The sequence below is a fragment of the Veillonella montpellierensis DSM 17217 genome (assembly GCF_000426745.1).
Classification (GTDB): domain Bacteria; phylum Bacillota; class Negativicutes; order Veillonellales; family Veillonellaceae; genus Veillonella; species Veillonella montpellierensis.
The window spans coordinates 13,705-31,612 of record NZ_AUFY01000013.1 but is presented as its reverse complement, the minus strand read 5'-3'; the positions used below and the strand labels follow the sequence as shown (position 1 = coordinate 31,612).

The window sequence follows — 17,908 nt, the reverse complement described above, 5'->3', positions numbered from 1 at the left end:
TAGTGAATACTTTTATTATACAAAATTACTGGAAAGAAGTATATGAAGGATATAGTTAGGAAAGGTAGATATGACAAAGTACTTTCCTAGTAATGCTATACATTGTATTAGGAAAGTACTTTGTCGGTAAGGGATTACATTGTTAAAAGTTGTAACTTATTTTTTATTTGGTGTTATAGGGGGAGTAATCAATATTAAAATCGCAATGTTTTAATACGTTCGACGGCACGAACAGTATTTTCACGGCTGCCGAAAGCTGTTAATCGTAAATATCCTTCACCACATGGACCGAAACCAGATCCTGGAGTAGATACGATATGCACTTTTTCTAATAATACATCAAATAATTCCCAACTAGTCATGGTACCTGGTGTTTTTAACCAAATATATGGAGCATCAACACCACCATATACAGTTAAGCCAATCGATTCCAAGCCTTCTTTGATAATACGGGCATTTTCTTTGTAGTAGGCGATATTAGCACGTGTTTGTTTTTGACCTTCTGGTGTATACACTGCTTCGGCGCCGCGTTGAATAATATAAGGAACGCCATTGAATTTAGTACATTGACGACGATTCCATAGAGGTTGTAATGCTTGGCGTTTACCATCTTTTGTGCGTGCTGTTACTTCTTTAGGTACTACTGCATAGGCACAACGAGTTCCTGTAAAACCAGCTGTTTTAGAGAATGAACGAAATTCAATAGCTACATCCTTAGCACCAGGAATTTCGTAAATGGATTTCACTGTATCTTCGGTGCTAATAAATGCTTCATAAGCAGAATCAAACATTAAAATTGTATCATTCTCTTTACAGTAAGCAATCCATTCAGCTAATCGTTGGCGAGATAATACTGTGCCAGTTGGATTATTAGGAGAACATAAGTAGACGATATCTACATGGGAGGTAGGAAAGTCAGGAGAAAAATTATTCTCTGCATGTGTTGGTAAATACACAACGTTTTCAAAAATACCATCTACAGCTTTGCCAGTACGACCAGCCATTACATTAGAATCTAAGTAGACAGGATATACGGGGTCAGTGATAGCGATAATATTGTCTTCACTAAATAGTTCTTGAATATTTCCTACATCTGTTTTAGCCCCATCGGACACAAATATTTCATCTATGGAAATATCTAATCCTAATGGTGCATAATCACCATTTACGATGGCTTGGCGTAAAAACTCATAACCTTGTTCTGGGCCATAACCACGGAATGTATCGGCATTAGCCATTTCATCAACAGCTTTATGCATGGCTTGAATCACAGCAGGAACTAGAGGTAGTGTCACATCTCCAATGCCAAGTCGAATAATATCCGCATCAGGATGTTTTTCGCTATAGTCGCTTACTTTGCGAGCAATATTTGCAAATAAATAAGACCCTTGCAAATTTAGATAATTTTCATTTACATATGCCATAATAAAACTCCTTTGTATCTATTATTATAAGTAATTACTGTATAATCGATAACATTATACTATGGACTTGGAGGGACTACAAGATAAAAACAGAAGCATCAGAATTTTTATCAAAGTAAAATTTTTAATCTATATAATTTTTGTATGATATATATGCGTATTATATATAGTTCTTTTGTATATTTTTCTTCTATAAATGAAAGTAATAATGATATGATAGACATACCAATCAAATATATGTTTATTAATTGGAAGGAGAAAAAAGAGATGGAAACACTAAGTAGGTTAAGAACAAAACAGAAGGAGTTGCCTTGGGAAAAGGCAGGTATGTCAGAGGCTGAATGGAAGAAAGCGATTGCTTTTGACGGTATGGACTGGGGATGGGTTATTCTCAGTATTGGTATGGCAATTGGTGCAGGCATTGTATTTTTACCAGTGAAAGTGGGGTTAGCTGGTATGTGGGTGTTTTTGCTATCGTCTATTATTGGATATCCAGCCATATATTTGTTTCAACGATTATTTATCAACACTTTGGCTAAGTCGCCACGATGTGAGGACTATCCAAGTGTGATTGGAAATTACTTAGGTAAAAATTGGGGATTTTTCTTAGGTATACTATATTTCTTAATGTTAATCATTTGGATTTTTGTGTATTCCACAGCGATTAATAATGATAGTGCATCATTTTTAGTAACCTTTGGTATTACACAACAGTCACTAGCACATAATCCTTTATATGGATTAGTTATTATTTGTCTATTGGTAGCCTTAGCATCAAGCGGTGAAAAAGCACTTTTTAAGATATCAACGTTTATGGTATTGACCAAGTTGGGTGTTGTGGCTGTATTGGGATTTTTAATGATTCAACATTGGGACTTTTCAAATATTAGCGCTTTACCGGATATTTCCTATTTGATTCGTGAAACAATTATTATGTTGCCATTCACATTGACTTCGATTTTGTTTTTACAAAGTCTTAGCCCTATGGTAATATCGTATCGATCTCATAATAAGTCAATCGAAGTAGCCCGTCATAAGGCGTTGCGAGCTATGAATATTGCATTTGGTATTTTGTTTGTTGTCGTATTCTTTTATGCTATATCTTTTACCCTAGCGATGGGGCATGATCAAGCGGTTATGGCGTATGAAAACAATATATCTGCTTTGGCATTAGCTGCAAAGGGGATTCCTGGCGAATCTGTTAAGATTATGAGCTTAATTTTAAATATATTTGCAGTAGTTACAGCATTCTTTGGCGTATTTTTAGGGTTCCGTGAAGCATGCCAAGGATTGGCTATGAATGCATTAAAGCGAGTGATTGCAGAAGATAAAATATCTACACGGATTGTATCTTTTGGTATTCTTGTGTTTTCTGTATTAATGTCCTGGGGCGCTATCATTTTGAATGCACCAGTATTAAGCTTTACCTCAATTTGTAGTCCTATTTTTGGATTGGTAGGATGTTTGATTCCCGCGTATTTAGTATATCGCGTACCTATTTTACAGGAATTAAAAGGTGTATCCTTATATTTAATTATTGCTACGGGTATTTTACTAATTATATCGCCTATTTTAGCATTCTCCTAAGAAATGCTATAACATGAGAGAACGCTTGAAAATGTCTTGTTTATTACTGTGGAATGACTAGTTGTTTTATACGTATTGTTTAGCGTGGTCTTATTAGAAATGATTGACGACTACAGATAGATAACTAGCTACTAATAGGCTTTTTCTTGACGATAAGGGGTAAATGCTGTATAATTAAAAAGCTTATTGATGGTAAGCACTTCCTACCCCTATGAAAGATAGGGGCATTAGTCCGAAAGAGGAGGTGATTTTGTATGAATAAATACGAAGTCATGTTTATTGTGAAACCAGCCGAAGAAGAAGTTATCAATGTAACAGTTGAAAAAGTTGAGGCTTTAATCGCTCGTGTAGGCGGCACAGTAGAAAAGGTTGATCGTTGGGGCAAGCGTCGTCTTGCATATGCAGTGAAAAAATTCACTGATGGTTTTTATGTATTGATTAATTTTGAAGCAGATCCTGCTGAAATTAAAGAAATTGATCGTGTTATAAAAATCAACGATGAGATCTTGAAACATTTGATCGTTAAGCGCGAAGCTTAATCACTCAACCAGGAGGTAAAGATTATGAATTCTGTACAAATCCTAGGTAATTTAGCTCGTGATCCTGAAGTTCGCTTTACTAAAAATGGTAGAGCCGTTGCTACATTTACAGTAGCAGCTACTAACACATATGTTGACTCCAATACAAATGAAGTGAAAGAACAAACTGCTTTTATTAATTGCGTTGCTTGGGGTAAATTGGGTGAAGCAGCAGGCAATCTTCGCAAAGGCAGTCGTTGCTTTGTAGAAGGCCGCTTGCAAACTCGTTCTTATGAAACTCAGGATGGTCAAAAACGCTATGTAACTGAAGTAGTGGCTAACTTTGTTGGTCAAGCATTAGATGCGAATGCAGGTTCCTTTGAAGGAAGCTCTAATTTCGATAGTTTCAGTACACCGAGTGGGGATGAAAATATCCCATTCTAATAGTGAGAGTCAAGACTCCTACTAATTCTAAAAGGAGGTTTCGCAATGAGAAGAGATAGAGGCAGAAAGCCAAGAAGAAAAGTTTGCAATTTCTGCGCAGATCATTTGGACCAAATCGACTATAAAGATGTAGCTAAACTTCGTCGGTTTACGACTGAACGCGGCAAAATTCTTCCACGTCGTATTTCTGGTACTTGCGCAAAACATCAACGCAAATTAACATTAGCTATCAAACGTGCAAGAGCAATCGCTTTATTGCCATTTACAGCTGAATAATTAATTACAAATCAAGAGCCCAGTAACTACCATGGTTACTGGGTTCTTTCGCTACATTAATAGAGTTAAAGAAACATGCGATTATTTTCCTCTTTTGGAGGTATAGGACAAAACCTGTTATTTTGAATACCGATGGAACTAGGAAATACTTAGCTCTATCGGCAGTTTATGAGTTATAGGACAAGACGATGCTCATTATTTGGATAGGTTTATCCGTATTGATACATCATAGTTATGAGTGACTGTAATAGCTATGTATATTCTGTAACTAGTTAGAGAATTACAGTGACTCAATCTCTTATGATTGACGGTCGTAGATAATCTTCTTATAATAGATAAGATGAGTTATTATATAATATAGATTAGGAGAGTATATGAGATTACGAAGAAAACCTTGGATTGATGAGGCTATTTTGGAATATGCACCGTATACCATTATGGAAAACCATGAAATACATAAGGGGCATTGGCGTGATTTATTTAAGGATCCATCAAAACCTTTGTATATGGAGTTGGGTACTGGCAAGGGACGATTTATTGCGGGCATGGCACAGGCACACTCGGAATCTAACTTTATTGGTTTTGAAGTGCAATTAGGTGTTATGTATTATGCGGCTCAAAAATTATTTGAACAACATATCGACAATGCTAAAGTTTCATTATTTGATATTGCCGGTATTGAGGATGTTGTAGCACCTAATGAAGTGGATCGATTTTATATTAACTTTTGTGATCCTTGGCCAAAGGCAAAGCATGCTAAACGACGATTAACGTATCATACTTTTTTAGAACGATATGCTCGTTTGTTAAAGGATGATGGAGAAATTCATTTTAAAACTGATAATGAAGGGTTGTTTATGTTTTCTCTTGAAGAATTTAAGACCTGTGGTTGGACACTGAAGAATGTTACTTATGATTTGCATGCTACTGATATGCCTAATATACGAACTGAGTATGAAGAAAAATTTAGTGGAAAAGGACAACCTATTTTCAGATTAGAGGCCATTAAACCAAAGGAGGTTTAATGTATGAAACGCAAAAAACGACGACATAACGTATGGTGGCGTAGTATTTTTAAAAATGATGCACAAGGAATGCTTACTTTTATAGTGCTATTAATTATTATTGGCAGTATTAATGTGTATAGTGCTACTTTTGTAGAAGCGACTCTATCGGGTAGTTCCATGGGAGGATTTTTCGGTAAGCATCTAGGAATCTTAATCGCTTGTGGATTAGCAGGTATTGGGGCCTATCATATAGATTACCGTCGGCTTCAAAGTCAACGGTTTAACTATATAGTCATGGGGATTATATTGTTTTTGCTGGTAGCCGTATTCCTTATAGGTGACGTTGTTAATGGAGCTAGGCGATGGATTTCGATTAGGTCTATGTATATGTCTATACAACCATCAGAATTTGCAAAACTTGGTGCTATTATTTGGACTGCCACAGGATTATTAAAGTATAAATGGAAGGATTTACCAGTACGAAAGAAAAGAACCGTTACAGGTAGGCGTAGCCCTAGTATGGGGAATGGTATTCAGCGACTATTCCAATATATATGGCATACAGTCACCTACTTAGCTCCCTTAATGTCGGTGCCGATGGTGTTTTTTGTAGCCACATTATTGCAACCAGATATGGGTACGGCAGTATTAATTTTATTTTTCCCTTTCGTGCTGATTGTTATAGCAGGACTTAATCGAACCGTTACCCTTTCCTTATTTGGTATGGGGGCAGTAGGTGCTTTTCTACTAGCGATTATACAACCGTATCGTCTTGATCGTCTGCGATCACTATTTGATCCTTGGTCGTATGCACAGGAAGGTGGTTATCAAACGGTTCAAGGTTTATTGGCTATTGGTTCAGGGGGACTATGGGGGCAAGGCTTTACTCATGGGACTTCACAATATTTTTACTTGCCTGAAGCACATACGGATTTTGCTTTTGCTGTATGGGCACAAGAAACTGGATTTATAGGGTCATTGGTGGTTGTTTTCTGTGTGTATATGTTCTTTCGGATTGGATTTCATATTGCCAAACAATCACGGGATTATTTTGGATCATTGTTGGCGACAGGCATTACGTTGTTGATAGGATTTCAAGCAGTGTTCAACATGTTTATGGTATGTGGATGTCTTCCTGTTACAGGTGTTCCATTACCATTTATTAGCTATGGCGGATCGTCTATGCTATTAAATCTAGTGGCTGTTGGTATATTAGCGAATATTGCTAGACGTAATGAAGCAGGTGTAAAATCAATAGGGACACATGCTGCGATGCCGTCATTGCGCGAAGAAACACAAAGTCGTTTTAAAATTCATTCTAGTAAGGGAGAGTCACATGAATAATTTTATTGATGTATCAGAAAGACCAGCACTAGGTCGTATGTTGCCATTGAGTTTACAACATTTATTTGCTATGTTTGGATCAACTGTATTGGTACCATTTTTATTGAAAGTAGATCCATCTACAGCATTGTTTATGAATGGCATTGGTACCTTACTCTATTTGTTAATTTGTAAAGGAAAAATCCCCGCTTATTTAGGGTCTAGTTTCGCTTTTATTGCACCAGTTAGCGCCGTATTGGCTAGTGGACTAGGGTATGGAGCAGCGAAAGGTGCATTCATTGTATTTGGGGCATCTTTTGTCATTTTATCAATTTTAGTTCGCTATATAGGTGTAAAGTGGATTGATGTTCTATTTCCACCAGCAGCTATGGGCGCCATTATCGCTGTTATTGGATTAGAATTAGCACCAGTAGCGATGGATATGGCAGCTATTACAGGGCATTCTTGGGAAAATCTTGGCATGACACAGGCACAAGCGTTGACCTTATCTATGTTTAGCTTGATTGTAACCTTATTAGGAACAGTTGTATTCAGAGGATTTATGGTTGTGATTCCTGTATTAATCGGGGTTATAGCAGGTTATATACTAGCCGCCTTTATGGGTGTAGTAGATGTAAACAGTATTGCTACGGCTCCTTGGATTGCTCTTCCTACATTTTATGAAATGCCTGTATTCAATATTAATGCCATTGCTATGATTATGCCTGCATTATTCGTCGTATTTGCTGAACATGTAGGACATTTGGTCGTAACTAGTAATATTGTGGGTCGCGATTTAATGAAAGATCCCGGCTTGCAACGCTCATTATTAGGTGATGGGCTGGCTAATATTTTATCTGGTTGCTTTGGGGCTACGCCTAATACAACATACGGTGAAAATATTGGAGTTATGGCAATTACTCGTGTATACAGTGTATATGTAATTGCTGGGGCCGCCATTTTAGCCATTTTGGTATCTTTCGTAGGTAAGATTTCTGCGTTAATCCATGCGATTCCAGTACCAGTTATGGGTGGTGTTAGCATTTTATTATTTGGTATTATTGCCTCTTCTGGACTTCGCATGTTGGTAGAAAGAAAGGTAGATTATACAAAATCAACAAATTTAATGCTAACTGCAGTTACATTAATTGTCGGTGTTAGTGGTGCCAGTGTTACACTAGGCCCTGTTACCCTACGGGGAATGGGATTAGCTACCGTAGTGGCTATGGTGATTAGTTTAGTATTTGTTATATTGAAAAAAACTGGAATCGGCAACAGTGAACTTAGGTAAGGATTTTTATAAATAATTATGATAGAGGTAGACGCTCTGTTGTGAAATAGTAATTACAAAACTAGTAGGATGACAATGCCTACTAGTTTTTTTATATCTTTGAGGCGTTGAGATTTTGGGACAATTCGAAATAATTCATCATGGACTATGTAGGGTGGATAGAATTAGTTAAAATAGTTAATAGAAAGATACATACGTCGCACTATAGGCATATGGAACGCAATTCTACGAATCTTGATTAGGATGTGATTTGAATTATAAGAGCATCCACTATGTTAGTATGTAAGAATATCCGATAATAATTAATGTACTTAGATATAATGAGGTATACATGTACATAGGAAAATAAAGGTTAGAGTTTGTCTACACGTCACTATGTGACGATAAGAATTGTAGTATGTTATAATAGTATTATGAAAGTTATTATCTATGAGTGCAGTATCTAGGGAGGTGAATGAGTGGATATTTTATATTATTTTATAGTGGGAATTTGTTTATTGACCTTAGAACTATTTGTACCAGGTGGCATCTTAGGTATCATTGGATATTTATGTATTATGTGGGGACTCTATGATTTACTTGGTCATACGATGGAAACAGTACTTATATTACTAGGTATATCTTTAGTGTTAAGTATAGTACTATTGATAGTAGTTAATTACTTTCCTCAAACATGGTTTGGTCGGCATTTTACACTTAATTTACGATTTACTTCGGATACAGGGTATACATCCAATGAAAGAATGTTTGATTTAGTTGGTAAAAAAGGAGTAGCCCATACAGTGCTTCGCCCTTCTGGCACAGCTCGTATTGATGATATGTTAGTTGACGTAGTAACAGAAGGAGATTTTATTTCCGCCGGGACGCCTATTGTAGTATATAAAGTGTCAGGAAGTAGAATTATTGTTAGAATGGATACAAATGTTCATAGATAATAGGTGCGTATATAAGTTGCTGAAGTAAATCGTATTGAGAAGATTAGTGCATAGAGAATTGTTATTAAGGAGGGTATGTATGTTTGTAGAATTTGGATTTGTATTTATTATTTTTCTTGCTATTATAGCAATATCATTATTTTTGCATTTCGTGCCATTAGGTTTATGGATTTCCGCATTGGCAGCAGGGGTTAATGTAGGTATTTTTACACTTGTAGGAATGCGGTTACGTCGCGTTAATCCATCGCAAATTGTGTTACCTTTAGTAAAAGCTAATAAAGCAGGACTAAATGTTAATGTTAATCAACTAGAGGCTCATTATTTAGCAGGTGGTGATGTAGACCGTGTAGTAGATGCTTTAATTGCGGCAGAACGAGCATCGATTCCATTAACCTTTGAACGATCCGCAGCAATTGATTTAGCTGGTCGTGATGTACTTGAAGCGGTACAAATGAGTGTTAACCCAAAAGTTATTGAAACGCCTAGTATTTCTGCAGTGGCCAAAAATGGTATTGAATTAAAAGTACGTGCTAGAGTGACTGTTCGTGCGAATATTGACCGTTTAGTAGGTGGTGCAGGTGAAGCCACTATTATTGCTCGTGTAGGAGAAGGGATTGTTACGACTGTAGGTTCCTCGGAAGAACATAGTAATGTGTTGGAAAATCCAGATCATATTTCGCGTACAGTGTTGAGTAAAGGCCTTGATTCAGGTACGGCTTTTGAAATTTTATCCATTGATATTGCTGACGTAGATGTGGGGCGTAACATTGGAGCTCAACTTATGACGGATCAAGCGGAGGCAGATAAAACCATTGCGCAAGCTCGTGCAGAAGAACGTCGTGCTATGGCGGTAGCAAAAGAACAAGAAATGCGTGCATATACACAAGAAATGCAAGCAAAAGTTGTGGAAGCACAAGCTGAAGTACCTCAAGCATTGTCACAAGCCTTACGTGAAGGTCGGTTAGGCGTTATGGATTATTATACTATGAATAATGTATTAGCTGATACTAAAATGAGAGAGGCGATTGGACAAACAGAAGAGATTGATTTGACGACACCGCCAGAATCTAAACAATAGGTGATATATGGATATTATTATTGGCATTATCATTATGATAATAGGGACCTTGGTATTTACTAAAAAAGGAAATACATCATCCACACCTAGTGACCAACAACAAATTGATCATGAGCCGCTTACTTGGGAAGAGATGGAAGCAAAGTATGGCATTCATATTGAACGAGAGGATGAATCATTAGGTGAAGCTACAGAAATCACTCCGGCACGTATAGATGAGGTACCTGCTAGCTATCATGAGGAACCTATTGAAGAGAAAAATAATACATCCTCTTCTACTGTAGATATACATAGAATGGAACGGGAAGTAGCAACTTCTACACAGTCAGATACGTATACATCTGTACGACCATCTTATAAGATTTCTGTTACACCAACTACTAAGTTACAGGTTACGCAATCAGTTACAACGGTTCATCATGTACAATCACGATCAAAACAACATACCGCAGTACATAGCAATGATTCGCCTTATGACATTTCTCTTAAAACTGCTAAACGTGGCGTTGTGTGGTCTACCGTATTAGAAAGACCAAAAGGTTTACTATACTTTCAGAGAATGAAATATAAAAATCACATGTGATTTATCAAATATGGAATGGGATTAGAGTACCTAATACAGTTCGTTTTTCTTGTAAGTATCATAAAAAATAGGCATTACAAAATATACACACCTTAGTAAGAGCATATTCTTGGTAAGGTGTGTATTTTTATGATTGTTTTTTAACTGTTGCGGTAGACGAGCTATTTTATAAAAAGATATAAAAAATTATGATTAAACTATATGAAAATTGTAAAACTACAGTTATAAAAATCGTTTTTGTCAAGGATGCAAGTCATTCTAGTAGAAGAGTTTCCAAAAAAGAAATTCTATGATACTACTTATGCGGTTTCCCATGGTCTTGTGATTAGACATGAAAGAATTATACTAAAAGTAATAGCAGTAGTAAGTTGAGATAGGTATAAGAGAATATGATGCAGGGGTGGTACAATGGGAAACATGACAATTAGTATTGATGAAAACCGATTAAGAGAATTGTATAGTTATGAACAAAAAACAATTGCCTATATTGCAAAGTATTTTGGGTGCAGTCCAGATACTATTCATAGACGATTAGCCATGTATGGCATTATAAAGAGAGGGAGAAATGTTGTAATTCCGCTTCACGAATTAGCAGCGCTATATAAAACTAAGTGTTATAGTGTGTATACATTAGCAAAGCGATATAACTGTTCTCACACTACAATTTCTAATCGCTTGCGGGACTTGGGGTTATTAAAACCAGTAAAAAGGAATACACCTACATCGATAAAGACCATAGATATTCTTCGTGCCTATAAAAGTGGAAATAGTGCTACTTTTATTGCTAGTACATTAGGTATTTCTAGATGGAAAGTACTAGAAATATTAAGGCAAGAAGGAATACCTATTCGGCAGAGTCATAAACAGGTGCCATTAGATATAGCAGTTATTAAACAAATGTATGAACAAGATAAATTATCTACCCTAGAAATAGCAAAATTTTTTCAAGTTAAATCGTGTACCATTACAGCACGATTGAAAGAAGCGCATGTACCAATTCGTGGTAATCACATACAAATAGAAGAGGCGCGCTTGTTGTCTTTATTAGCAGCAGGAAATAGTTTGTGTACAATAGCACGATTGATTGGGTGCTCTTATACAGCTATTAAACAACGGGCGATAGCGTTAGGCGCGACTATACCTAAACGGGCATGGCAAGAGCATAAGAAACATATTGTATATCAATATAAAGAAGAAGGCAGTACGTTGCAAGAATTGGCAACATCGTATGGATGTTGCCCTAATACTATTAAAAATTTACTACAACGGGAAGGTGTACGTCGGAGATTGCCTGGTGTTAGATAGAATATAAACATGTTGTTACATGGTAGCCATAGAAGTGATATGTTACATATAGAATAATTATACTTTCAGTATATGATGCTTAATGCTTTCATTATAGGAGATCCTATTATACTTCTGACGATATGATATAATAAGTACAATATCATGATTTTACAAGATCATGACTAGATGTATGGATAATAGTAATCTATGTAGTTAGGAGTTAGTAGTATGGAGTTACTTGTTCTATTATTACCATTTTTTTTGGCTGGCATTGGAGCAGCTCTATTGTCAAAACTATCGGGGGTAGCCATGTCGATGGTATTGGTGCCAACTATATTATGTTTGGGTGCTACACCGATTGAAGTCGTGTCATTTATGTTTTTGTTTGTGTTGTATAATAATTTCACCGTAGAAACACAAGACGTACGACTTGATTTTAAACAGTTATTGTTTTTTAAAGGGTGGGCGCTTATTATTCCTATTCTTATTATGATTGGGATAGCCTTTTTCTCTCCTGCTTTGTCTATCGTTTTATTTGTAGCTTATTTTATTGTTGAATTAGGTGGTGCTCTATATAAACGTTTACCTATACAGGAACAACCAGACAAGAGTCAAGTCATCATTCATAGTGTGTTAGCTGCTATCACTACATTACTTGGCGTCGTTTTAGTGAGGTATATTCCAGATACAGTATATTTTGGATTAGTAGGCGTGGCTATACTACTTATTACTTGGTTTGCTTGGTATAGCAGTAAACATCGATCTATGTGCCAGACATGGTGGACCTATATTTGGTCAATCGGTCATATACTATTTGGCGTATTTGGCGTAGAAGCATCGCGTTATCCAAAGGCATTACGTCGTTATATACCACAAGCAATGGATACAATGATGCCATTGGTTACGGTAGTAGCTTCATTTGTGGGCATTATCTATGTCTATGCTGATGAAGGGCAATTCTCTTTACCGGCTTTTGCTGCTGCTATTGGTGCAGCGCTAACAATTCGAATCATAGGACTCTATGAATTTCCAAAACGAGGTACATTTTCTTATTTGGCGATAGCCATAGCAGTATTAGCCGTTATATGTTTATACTTAGTATCACCTATGCCTACTGGATTTAGTGGTATTACAACTATTTTTAATCAACCAGTTATGTAGAATAGTGTGTAGTATCTATGAGATTTTCTGTGGGACTATATAGAATTAAATATGTAGATGCATTAGCCTGTTAAGGGAGTTTACTAGTATGAAAACTTATTCATTTCCGTATGGTAGTACATATGTAGATTTTGCGTTGGATGAAAGTCGTGTAGTAGCAGAACTAGAAATGACGAAACAACCAGTGATTACCAATCCAGAAGAAGAAATTTTGAAGGCTCTTAATCATCCTATTGATGCGAAACCGTTACAAGAATTAATACGACCAGATGAGACGGTTACAATTATTGCTAATGATGCAACTCGCGTGGCCAATACACATGTTTTTATGCCCCTATTGATTCAATATTTACATGAAATAGGTATTTCTGATGAGCATATTACAATTTTATTTGCCTTGGGCACACATCGAGAGATGAGTCGTGAAGAAATGATTCATGAAGTTGGTGAAACGATAGGTGAACGAATTCGATTAGTAAATTCTAATGCGACTAAGACTAGTGATTTTGTATACGTTGGGACTACTTCCTTTGGCACACCAGTTCATTTACATAGATGTGCAGTAGAAGCGGATCATATTATTTGTACTGGTTCAGTGGTACATCACTTTTTTGCTGGTTTTGGTGGTGGTAGAAAAGCTATTCTACCAGGCATATCTTCTTATGAAACAATACGAAAAAATCATAGTTTGATGTTGCACGAAAATGCTGTTATAGGACAGTTAGAGGGAAATCCTATCTATGAAGATCAGCTAGAAGGCGTTGCATTCCATCCGCCGACGTTTTTGTTAAATGTGGTGTTAAATGAACATAATGAGTTCACAGGCATTTTTGCAGGCCATTATATAACGGCTCATAAGCGGGCGTGTGAATTTGTAGATGCACAAAATGGTGTGGTTATTAAAGAACGGGCCCCCATTGTTATTGCTAGCACAGGAGGCTATCCAAAGGATATTAACATATATCAAACACAAAAGACTATGGATAATGCTGTAAAAGCTGTACAACCTGGAGGGTGTATCATTTTATTGGCAGAGTGTCGAGAAGGGTCTGGATCTGCTATTTTTGATGAAACAATACAGCGGTTTCATTCTATTCAAGCCATTGAAGATTCTGTGAGAGCAGACTTTCAGATAGGAAGACATAAAGCGTATGCTGTTACTAGATTGATGAAACAAGCTGAATTTTTACTTCTTTCAAATCTGACAGATAGGTATGCTAAGGAAGCCTTTTTTTCTCCAGTTCATTCTATGGAAGAAGCCTTACATCGAGCAAATGAAAAGATGGGATGTGATGCACCTATTATTTTAATGCCTCATGGTGCGTACACGGTACCGATTGTAAAAAGTAAAAATTGACACTAGTTATCATTTGTTGGTAGTATATAACTAATAATACTTGTAAAGGAAGTTAGTTATGAATCATCTAGAAACTATCGATCAATTGGAAAATCCTAAAACAATGGGACCAAGACGTATTAAAGATATTATGCAAGATAGTCAAGTGACTATTAACGACATTAATAAATCATGTCGCATGTATGAATTTGTTAATGATACAGGTCACGCTAAACGAATTTGTTATCAATTGTTTGAGGGAATTGAATTAACTTTTCAAGATGTATCATTAGAAGAAATTACCCATCATGCACAACCTATGGAAGGGTTGTTTGAAATTTATTATTGTCATGATGGTAGAATTGAATGTGACTTTACGAATGGAAAATATTTATATTTAAATCCCAATGATATTACTATCTGTTGGAAACGACAACAGGGGTATCAACATAGCTCCTATTTTCCATCATCTAAGTACCAAGGCGTTTCGTTAGCCGTGTATGTGCCTAAGGCGCAAGCAGCTGTTGATGCTATATTAGGAGCCGGTAAGCTTGATTTAAGAGCCTTATGTAATCGATTTTGTCATGAAGGTGATTATGGCGTTGTGAGTCGCTTAGAATCGCATTTAAGTCAAGCTTTTGCATCATTTTATGATGCACCGAAAGAGTTGGCTCCTTCCTATTATCGTGTTAAGGCAATAGAATTATTAGTTTTATTACATAGTGCAGCACCAGAAATTAATATTATTCGCTCCTGTTATAATAAACAACAAGTAGATATTGTAAAACAAGTTCATGAAGAATTAATGCAACATATTACGAATAAAGAAACCATTGATGATATAGCCTTACGATATCATATACCATCGACATCGTTAAAAAAATGCTTTAAAGGTGTATACGGTATTACGATGTATCAATTTATTAAGCAAAACCGTATGCAACGAGCAGCTAGTTTATTAATAAAAAGCAATGATAATATTGTTGAAATAGCACGACAGGTTGGCTATGAAAATGGTAGTAAATTTTCTGTAGCTTTTGCACAAGTGATGGGTGTTAAACCTAGTGAATATCGTAGATCTCATAAAGAGTAATATTCGTATATAGGATCCGAATATTACTGATTTGGAGAAGTAAATGCAATCTCGATAGAGTAAAATATAACTATATGCTTTTGTAATTGTATTAGTATAAAAAGTTCTTAGTAGTGTAATCTACTAAGAACTTTTTATACTGAATAGTTTTAGATGGTAGATTCTATGACTGTGACTTTATAATTCATGAAATAAGAGTAAAAAATACTTGCATTAGGGGTATAATATATGATATTATAGGAAAGTACCAAATATGACATATGACTCAGTAGCTAAGCTGGATATAGCGTCTGACTACGAATCAGAAGGCCGGGGGTTCGAATCCCTCCTGGGTCACCAGAACGAAGGATCTTACTTGATGTAGGATCCTTTTTGTATTGGGGAATGCTCACGCTAAGTTTCCGGCGTCACTATGTTCTTTGTGATGAAGATGGTTTATTATATACGATTAGATATGAGCAGTTATGAAAGGACTATGATTGCTAGACTAGATTTTTAGTTGTAATATTTTGTTAAATACGTATAATGAAAGTGGATAGTATTCGAAATGAAACTGTACCATATATGATTTATTTTACACTTCTATGAGAAGATATCGGTAGATGATACAAGTCCTACAAAGGGGGCTTGCCTATGAATATTGGATTTATTGGCGCTGGAAAAGTTGGTTGTTCTTTGGGGAAATATATGACTGAGAAAGGTCTTACAGTAGTAGGATATTATAGTCAGCATATAATTTCTGCACAATGGGCAGCTGTTTTTACAAAGAGTGCCTATTTTTCTTCGCTTTCAGATATAGTGAATGCTTGTGATTTACTTGTACTAACTGTACCTGATGATAGTATTATTGATGTATGGGATTTGATGCAACATGTACCGATAAAAAATAAATATATATGCCACTGTAGCGGTTCGATGCCATCGACCGCTTTTTTTAATGCTCATTTATATGGTGCTTATACCTATTCGATACATCCTTTATATGCGATGAGTGATAAAGCAACATCGTGGCAAGGATTGAACAATGCATTTTTTACAGTAGAAGGAGATGTAAGTCAAAAATATGCAATTGATCAGTTATTACAAACGCTAGGAAATCCGTATCAATGGATAGATAGGGCAGATAAAAGTTTATATCATGCAGCTGCTACGATAGGAAGTAACTTAGTCAATAGTTTATATTATGTATCTACACAGTTGTTAGAAGCCTGTCATTTTAGTTCCGAAACAGCGCAACAAGCATTACATCAGTTATTTATAGATAATGCACAACGGATAGCTGAATATGGATCTATAGAAGCCATGACAGGGCCGATTGAAAGAAATGACAGTAAGACGATTCTTTCTCATATAGAAGCACTACGACATTATGATCAACAGTTGCATTTGCTTCCTAAGGACTGTATGGAGAAACGAGATTCTAATGATGTTAGCAGAAATACACTAAAAACTGCACATGCTTATGATAGTTTGTCTATGTATCAATCCTTATCCAAGATTTTGATTGCCATAGCAGAGAAGAAACATATCACTCGAGATTATTCACAATTAAGGAGTATACTTGATGAAACACACAGTACAAACACTACAACAACAAAAGAGAGAGGGTAAAAAAATCACTATGCTAACAGCTTATGACTATTCTACGGCACAATTAGTTGATAAAGCGGGTATTCAGACCATATTGGTAGGAGACTCACTGGGCATGGTTATACTAGGCTATGATGATACCTTATCGGTTACTATGGAAGATATGATTCATCATACGAGGGCGGTTACAAGAGGCGTTACTAGTGCTTTTATTGTAGCAGATATGCCATTTATGTCCTATCAATCTTCTGTATATGATGCAGTAGTTAATGCGGGCCGTCTAATGAAAGAAGGTCATTGTGATGCAGTGAAATTAGAGGGCGGATCTCATATGTGTCCTCAAATAGAAGCGATTACAAAAGCCTCTATTCCAGTAGTAGGTCATATTGGTTTAACACCTCAATCGATTCATATGCTAGGCGGATTTAAAGTACAAGGAAAAACAGTAAAAGCAGCGCAAAAGATGATTGATGATGCAAAGGCAATTGAGCAAGCAGGAGCTGCTGCAATTGTATTAGAATGTGTACTAGCCCTATTAGCAAAACGAATTACAGAAGTACTGACAATACCGACTATTGGTATTGGTGCCGGAGCGGATACAGATGGGCAAGTTTTGGTATATCAAGATTTATTAGGTATGTTTACGGAATTTACGCCTAAATTTGTAAAATACTTTGACCATATAGGCGATAGGATGGTGGATGCGTTTATCGAATATAAAAAACAAGTAGAAACAGGTCAATATCCTGGTGTGGAACATACCTTTGCTATAAGTGATGATGTATTGGATAAGTTATATTAATGGACAGTGTCGAACTATAAGATGGGGTGGAACCGTTGATTCTTGAACACTATATGTTCCACTTCATATAATTATGTGCATTATATGAACTATGAAAGCATACTGTGCTTTTTAGCTGTATTTACTGCAAATTATATACATCGATGCAAGTATGGTCTAAGAGAAATTCGTTA

The 17,908-nt window shown here is 36.2% G+C and carries 17 protein-coding genes and 1 tRNA gene; 17 read left to right on the top strand and 1 reads right to left on the bottom strand.

Annotated elements, in window-relative coordinates:
- Nucleotides 1–194: 194 nt before the first annotated feature.
- Nucleotides 195–1,424: an LL-diaminopimelate aminotransferase gene (locus tag K357_RS0105065; RefSeq protein ID WP_028257748.1), complete on the bottom strand. Its 1,230-nt coding sequence runs from the start codon at nucleotides 1,422–1,424 to the stop codon at nucleotides 195–197.
- Nucleotides 1,425–1,751: 327 nt separating this feature from the next.
- On the opposite strand from K357_RS0105065, the gene K357_RS0105060 reads away from it, so the two are divergent.
- The 17 genes from K357_RS0105060 (at nucleotide 1,752) to panB (ending at nucleotide 17,735) form a co-directional block, all read left to right on the top strand.
- Entirely contained in the window at nucleotides 1,752–3,011 is a 1,260-nt protein-coding gene (locus K357_RS0105060; protein ID WP_028257747.1) for an aromatic amino acid transport family protein, read from the top strand.
- A 254-nt stretch (nucleotides 3,012–3,265) separates the two neighbouring features.
- Nucleotides 3,266–3,550 (top strand): 30S ribosomal protein S6, encoded by a 285-nt coding sequence (gene rpsF, locus K357_RS0105055; RefSeq protein WP_028257746.1) that lies wholly within the window; start codon nucleotides 3,266–3,268, stop codon nucleotides 3,548–3,550.
- A gap of 24 nt (nucleotides 3,551–3,574) precedes the next feature.
- Nucleotides 3,575–3,973, top strand: coding sequence for a single-stranded DNA-binding protein (locus K357_RS0105050; RefSeq protein WP_028257745.1), 399 nt, complete (start codon nucleotides 3,575–3,577; stop codon nucleotides 3,971–3,973).
- 45 nt (nucleotides 3,974–4,018) lie between these two features.
- On the top strand, nucleotides 4,019–4,249 hold the full coding sequence (rpsR, locus tag K357_RS0105045; protein ID WP_028257744.1) for a 30S ribosomal protein S18: 231 nt from the start codon (nucleotides 4,019–4,021) through the stop codon (nucleotides 4,247–4,249).
- A gap of 374 nt (nucleotides 4,250–4,623) precedes the next feature.
- Entirely contained in the window at nucleotides 4,624–5,274 is a 651-nt protein-coding gene (gene trmB / locus K357_RS0105040; RefSeq protein ID WP_028257743.1) for a tRNA (guanosine(46)-N7)-methyltransferase TrmB, read from the top strand.
- Between the two features lie 3 nt (nucleotides 5,275–5,277).
- Nucleotides 5,278–6,600 carry an FtsW/RodA/SpoVE family cell cycle protein gene (locus tag K357_RS0105035; protein WP_028257742.1) on the top strand — a complete coding sequence of 441 codons (1,323 nt, stop codon included), beginning with the start codon at nucleotides 5,278–5,280 and terminating at the stop codon, nucleotides 6,598–6,600.
- Complete coding sequence (gene uraA / locus K357_RS0105030) at nucleotides 6,593–7,870, top strand: uracil permease (protein WP_028257741.1); 1,278 nt, start codon at nucleotides 6,593–6,595, stop codon at nucleotides 7,868–7,870. Before K357_RS0105035 ends, uraA begins: the two co-directional genes overlap by 8 nt.
- 458 nt (nucleotides 7,871–8,328) lie before the next feature.
- The gene (locus K357_RS0105025; protein WP_028257740.1) at nucleotides 8,329–8,805 is read left to right on the top strand and encodes an NfeD family protein; all 477 of its coding nucleotides are present in this window, start codon (nucleotides 8,329–8,331) and stop codon (nucleotides 8,803–8,805) included.
- A gap of 79 nt (nucleotides 8,806–8,884) precedes the next feature.
- Complete coding sequence (gene floA / locus K357_RS0105020) at nucleotides 8,885–9,883, top strand: flotillin-like protein FloA (protein ID WP_038113635.1); 999 nt, start codon at nucleotides 8,885–8,887, stop codon at nucleotides 9,881–9,883.
- A gap of 7 nt (nucleotides 9,884–9,890) precedes the next feature.
- Nucleotides 9,891–10,466, top strand: a complete 576-nt coding sequence (locus K357_RS0105015; protein WP_028257738.1) for a hypothetical protein — start codon at nucleotides 9,891–9,893, stop codon at nucleotides 10,464–10,466.
- Between the two features lie 408 nt (nucleotides 10,467–10,874).
- A complete protein-coding gene (locus tag K357_RS0105010; RefSeq protein ID WP_028257737.1) occupies nucleotides 10,875–11,771 on the top strand; it encodes a hypothetical protein in 897 nt (298 codons plus the stop codon).
- A 210-nt stretch (nucleotides 11,772–11,981) separates the two neighbouring features.
- Nucleotides 11,982–12,914: a hypothetical protein gene (locus K357_RS0105005; RefSeq protein WP_028257736.1), complete on the top strand. Its 933-nt coding sequence runs from the start codon at nucleotides 11,982–11,984 to the stop codon at nucleotides 12,912–12,914.
- An 88-nt stretch (nucleotides 12,915–13,002) separates the two neighbouring features.
- Entirely contained in the window at nucleotides 13,003–14,271 is a 1,269-nt protein-coding gene (locus tag K357_RS0105000; protein ID WP_028257735.1) for a nickel-dependent lactate racemase family protein, read from the top strand.
- A 58-nt stretch (nucleotides 14,272–14,329) separates the two neighbouring features.
- The gene (locus tag K357_RS08860) at nucleotides 14,330–15,343 is read left to right on the top strand and encodes a helix-turn-helix domain-containing protein (RefSeq protein ID WP_051212123.1); all 1,014 of its coding nucleotides are present in this window, start codon (nucleotides 14,330–14,332) and stop codon (nucleotides 15,341–15,343) included.
- Nucleotides 15,344–15,605: 262 nt separating this feature from the next.
- Nucleotides 15,606–15,682, top strand: a tRNA-Arg gene (locus K357_RS0104990).
- 294 nt (nucleotides 15,683–15,976) lie between these two features.
- Complete coding sequence (locus tag K357_RS0104985; RefSeq protein WP_028257734.1) at nucleotides 15,977–16,954, top strand: Rossmann-like and DUF2520 domain-containing protein; 978 nt, start codon at nucleotides 15,977–15,979, stop codon at nucleotides 16,952–16,954.
- On the top strand, nucleotides 16,908–17,735 hold the full coding sequence (gene panB / locus K357_RS0104980) for a 3-methyl-2-oxobutanoate hydroxymethyltransferase (protein ID WP_028257733.1): 828 nt from the start codon (nucleotides 16,908–16,910) through the stop codon (nucleotides 17,733–17,735). The genes K357_RS0104985 and panB overlap by 47 nt, the downstream gene beginning before the upstream one ends.
- Nucleotides 17,736–17,908 lie beyond the last annotated feature (173 nt).

Coding starts and splice junctions, on each gene's coding strand:
- K357_RS0105065 (WP_028257748.1), bottom strand. CDS start 1,424: ATGGCATATGTAAATGAAAATTATCTAAATTTGCAAGGGTCTTATTTA.
- K357_RS0105060 (WP_028257747.1), top strand. CDS start 1,752: ATGTCAGAGGCTGAATGGAAGAAAGCGATTGCTTTTGACGGTATGGAC.
- rpsF (WP_028257746.1), top strand. CDS start 3,266: ATGAATAAATACGAAGTCATGTTTATTGTGAAACCAGCCGAAGAAGAA.
- K357_RS0105050 (WP_028257745.1), top strand. CDS start 3,575: ATGAATTCTGTACAAATCCTAGGTAATTTAGCTCGTGATCCTGAAGTT.
- rpsR (WP_028257744.1), top strand. CDS start 4,019: ATGAGAAGAGATAGAGGCAGAAAGCCAAGAAGAAAAGTTTGCAATTTC.
- trmB (WP_028257743.1), top strand. CDS start 4,624: ATGAGATTACGAAGAAAACCTTGGATTGATGAGGCTATTTTGGAATAT.
- K357_RS0105035 (WP_028257742.1), top strand. CDS start 5,278: ATGAAACGCAAAAAACGACGACATAACGTATGGTGGCGTAGTATTTTT.
- uraA (WP_028257741.1), top strand. CDS start 6,593: ATGAATAATTTTATTGATGTATCAGAAAGACCAGCACTAGGTCGTATG.
- floA (WP_038113635.1), top strand. CDS start 8,885: ATGTTTGTAGAATTTGGATTTGTATTTATTATTTTTCTTGCTATTATA.
- K357_RS0105015 (WP_028257738.1), top strand. CDS start 9,891: ATGGATATTATTATTGGCATTATCATTATGATAATAGGGACCTTGGTA.
- K357_RS0105010 (WP_028257737.1), top strand. CDS start 10,875: ATGGGAAACATGACAATTAGTATTGATGAAAACCGATTAAGAGAATTG.
- K357_RS0105005 (WP_028257736.1), top strand. CDS start 11,982: ATGGAGTTACTTGTTCTATTATTACCATTTTTTTTGGCTGGCATTGGA.
- K357_RS0105000 (WP_028257735.1), top strand. CDS start 13,003: ATGAAAACTTATTCATTTCCGTATGGTAGTACATATGTAGATTTTGCG.
- K357_RS08860 (WP_051212123.1), top strand. CDS start 14,330: ATGAATCATCTAGAAACTATCGATCAATTGGAAAATCCTAAAACAATG.
- K357_RS0104985 (WP_028257734.1), top strand. CDS start 15,977: ATGAATATTGGATTTATTGGCGCTGGAAAAGTTGGTTGTTCTTTGGGG.
- panB (WP_028257733.1), top strand. CDS start 16,908: ATGAAACACACAGTACAAACACTACAACAACAAAAGAGAGAGGGTAAA.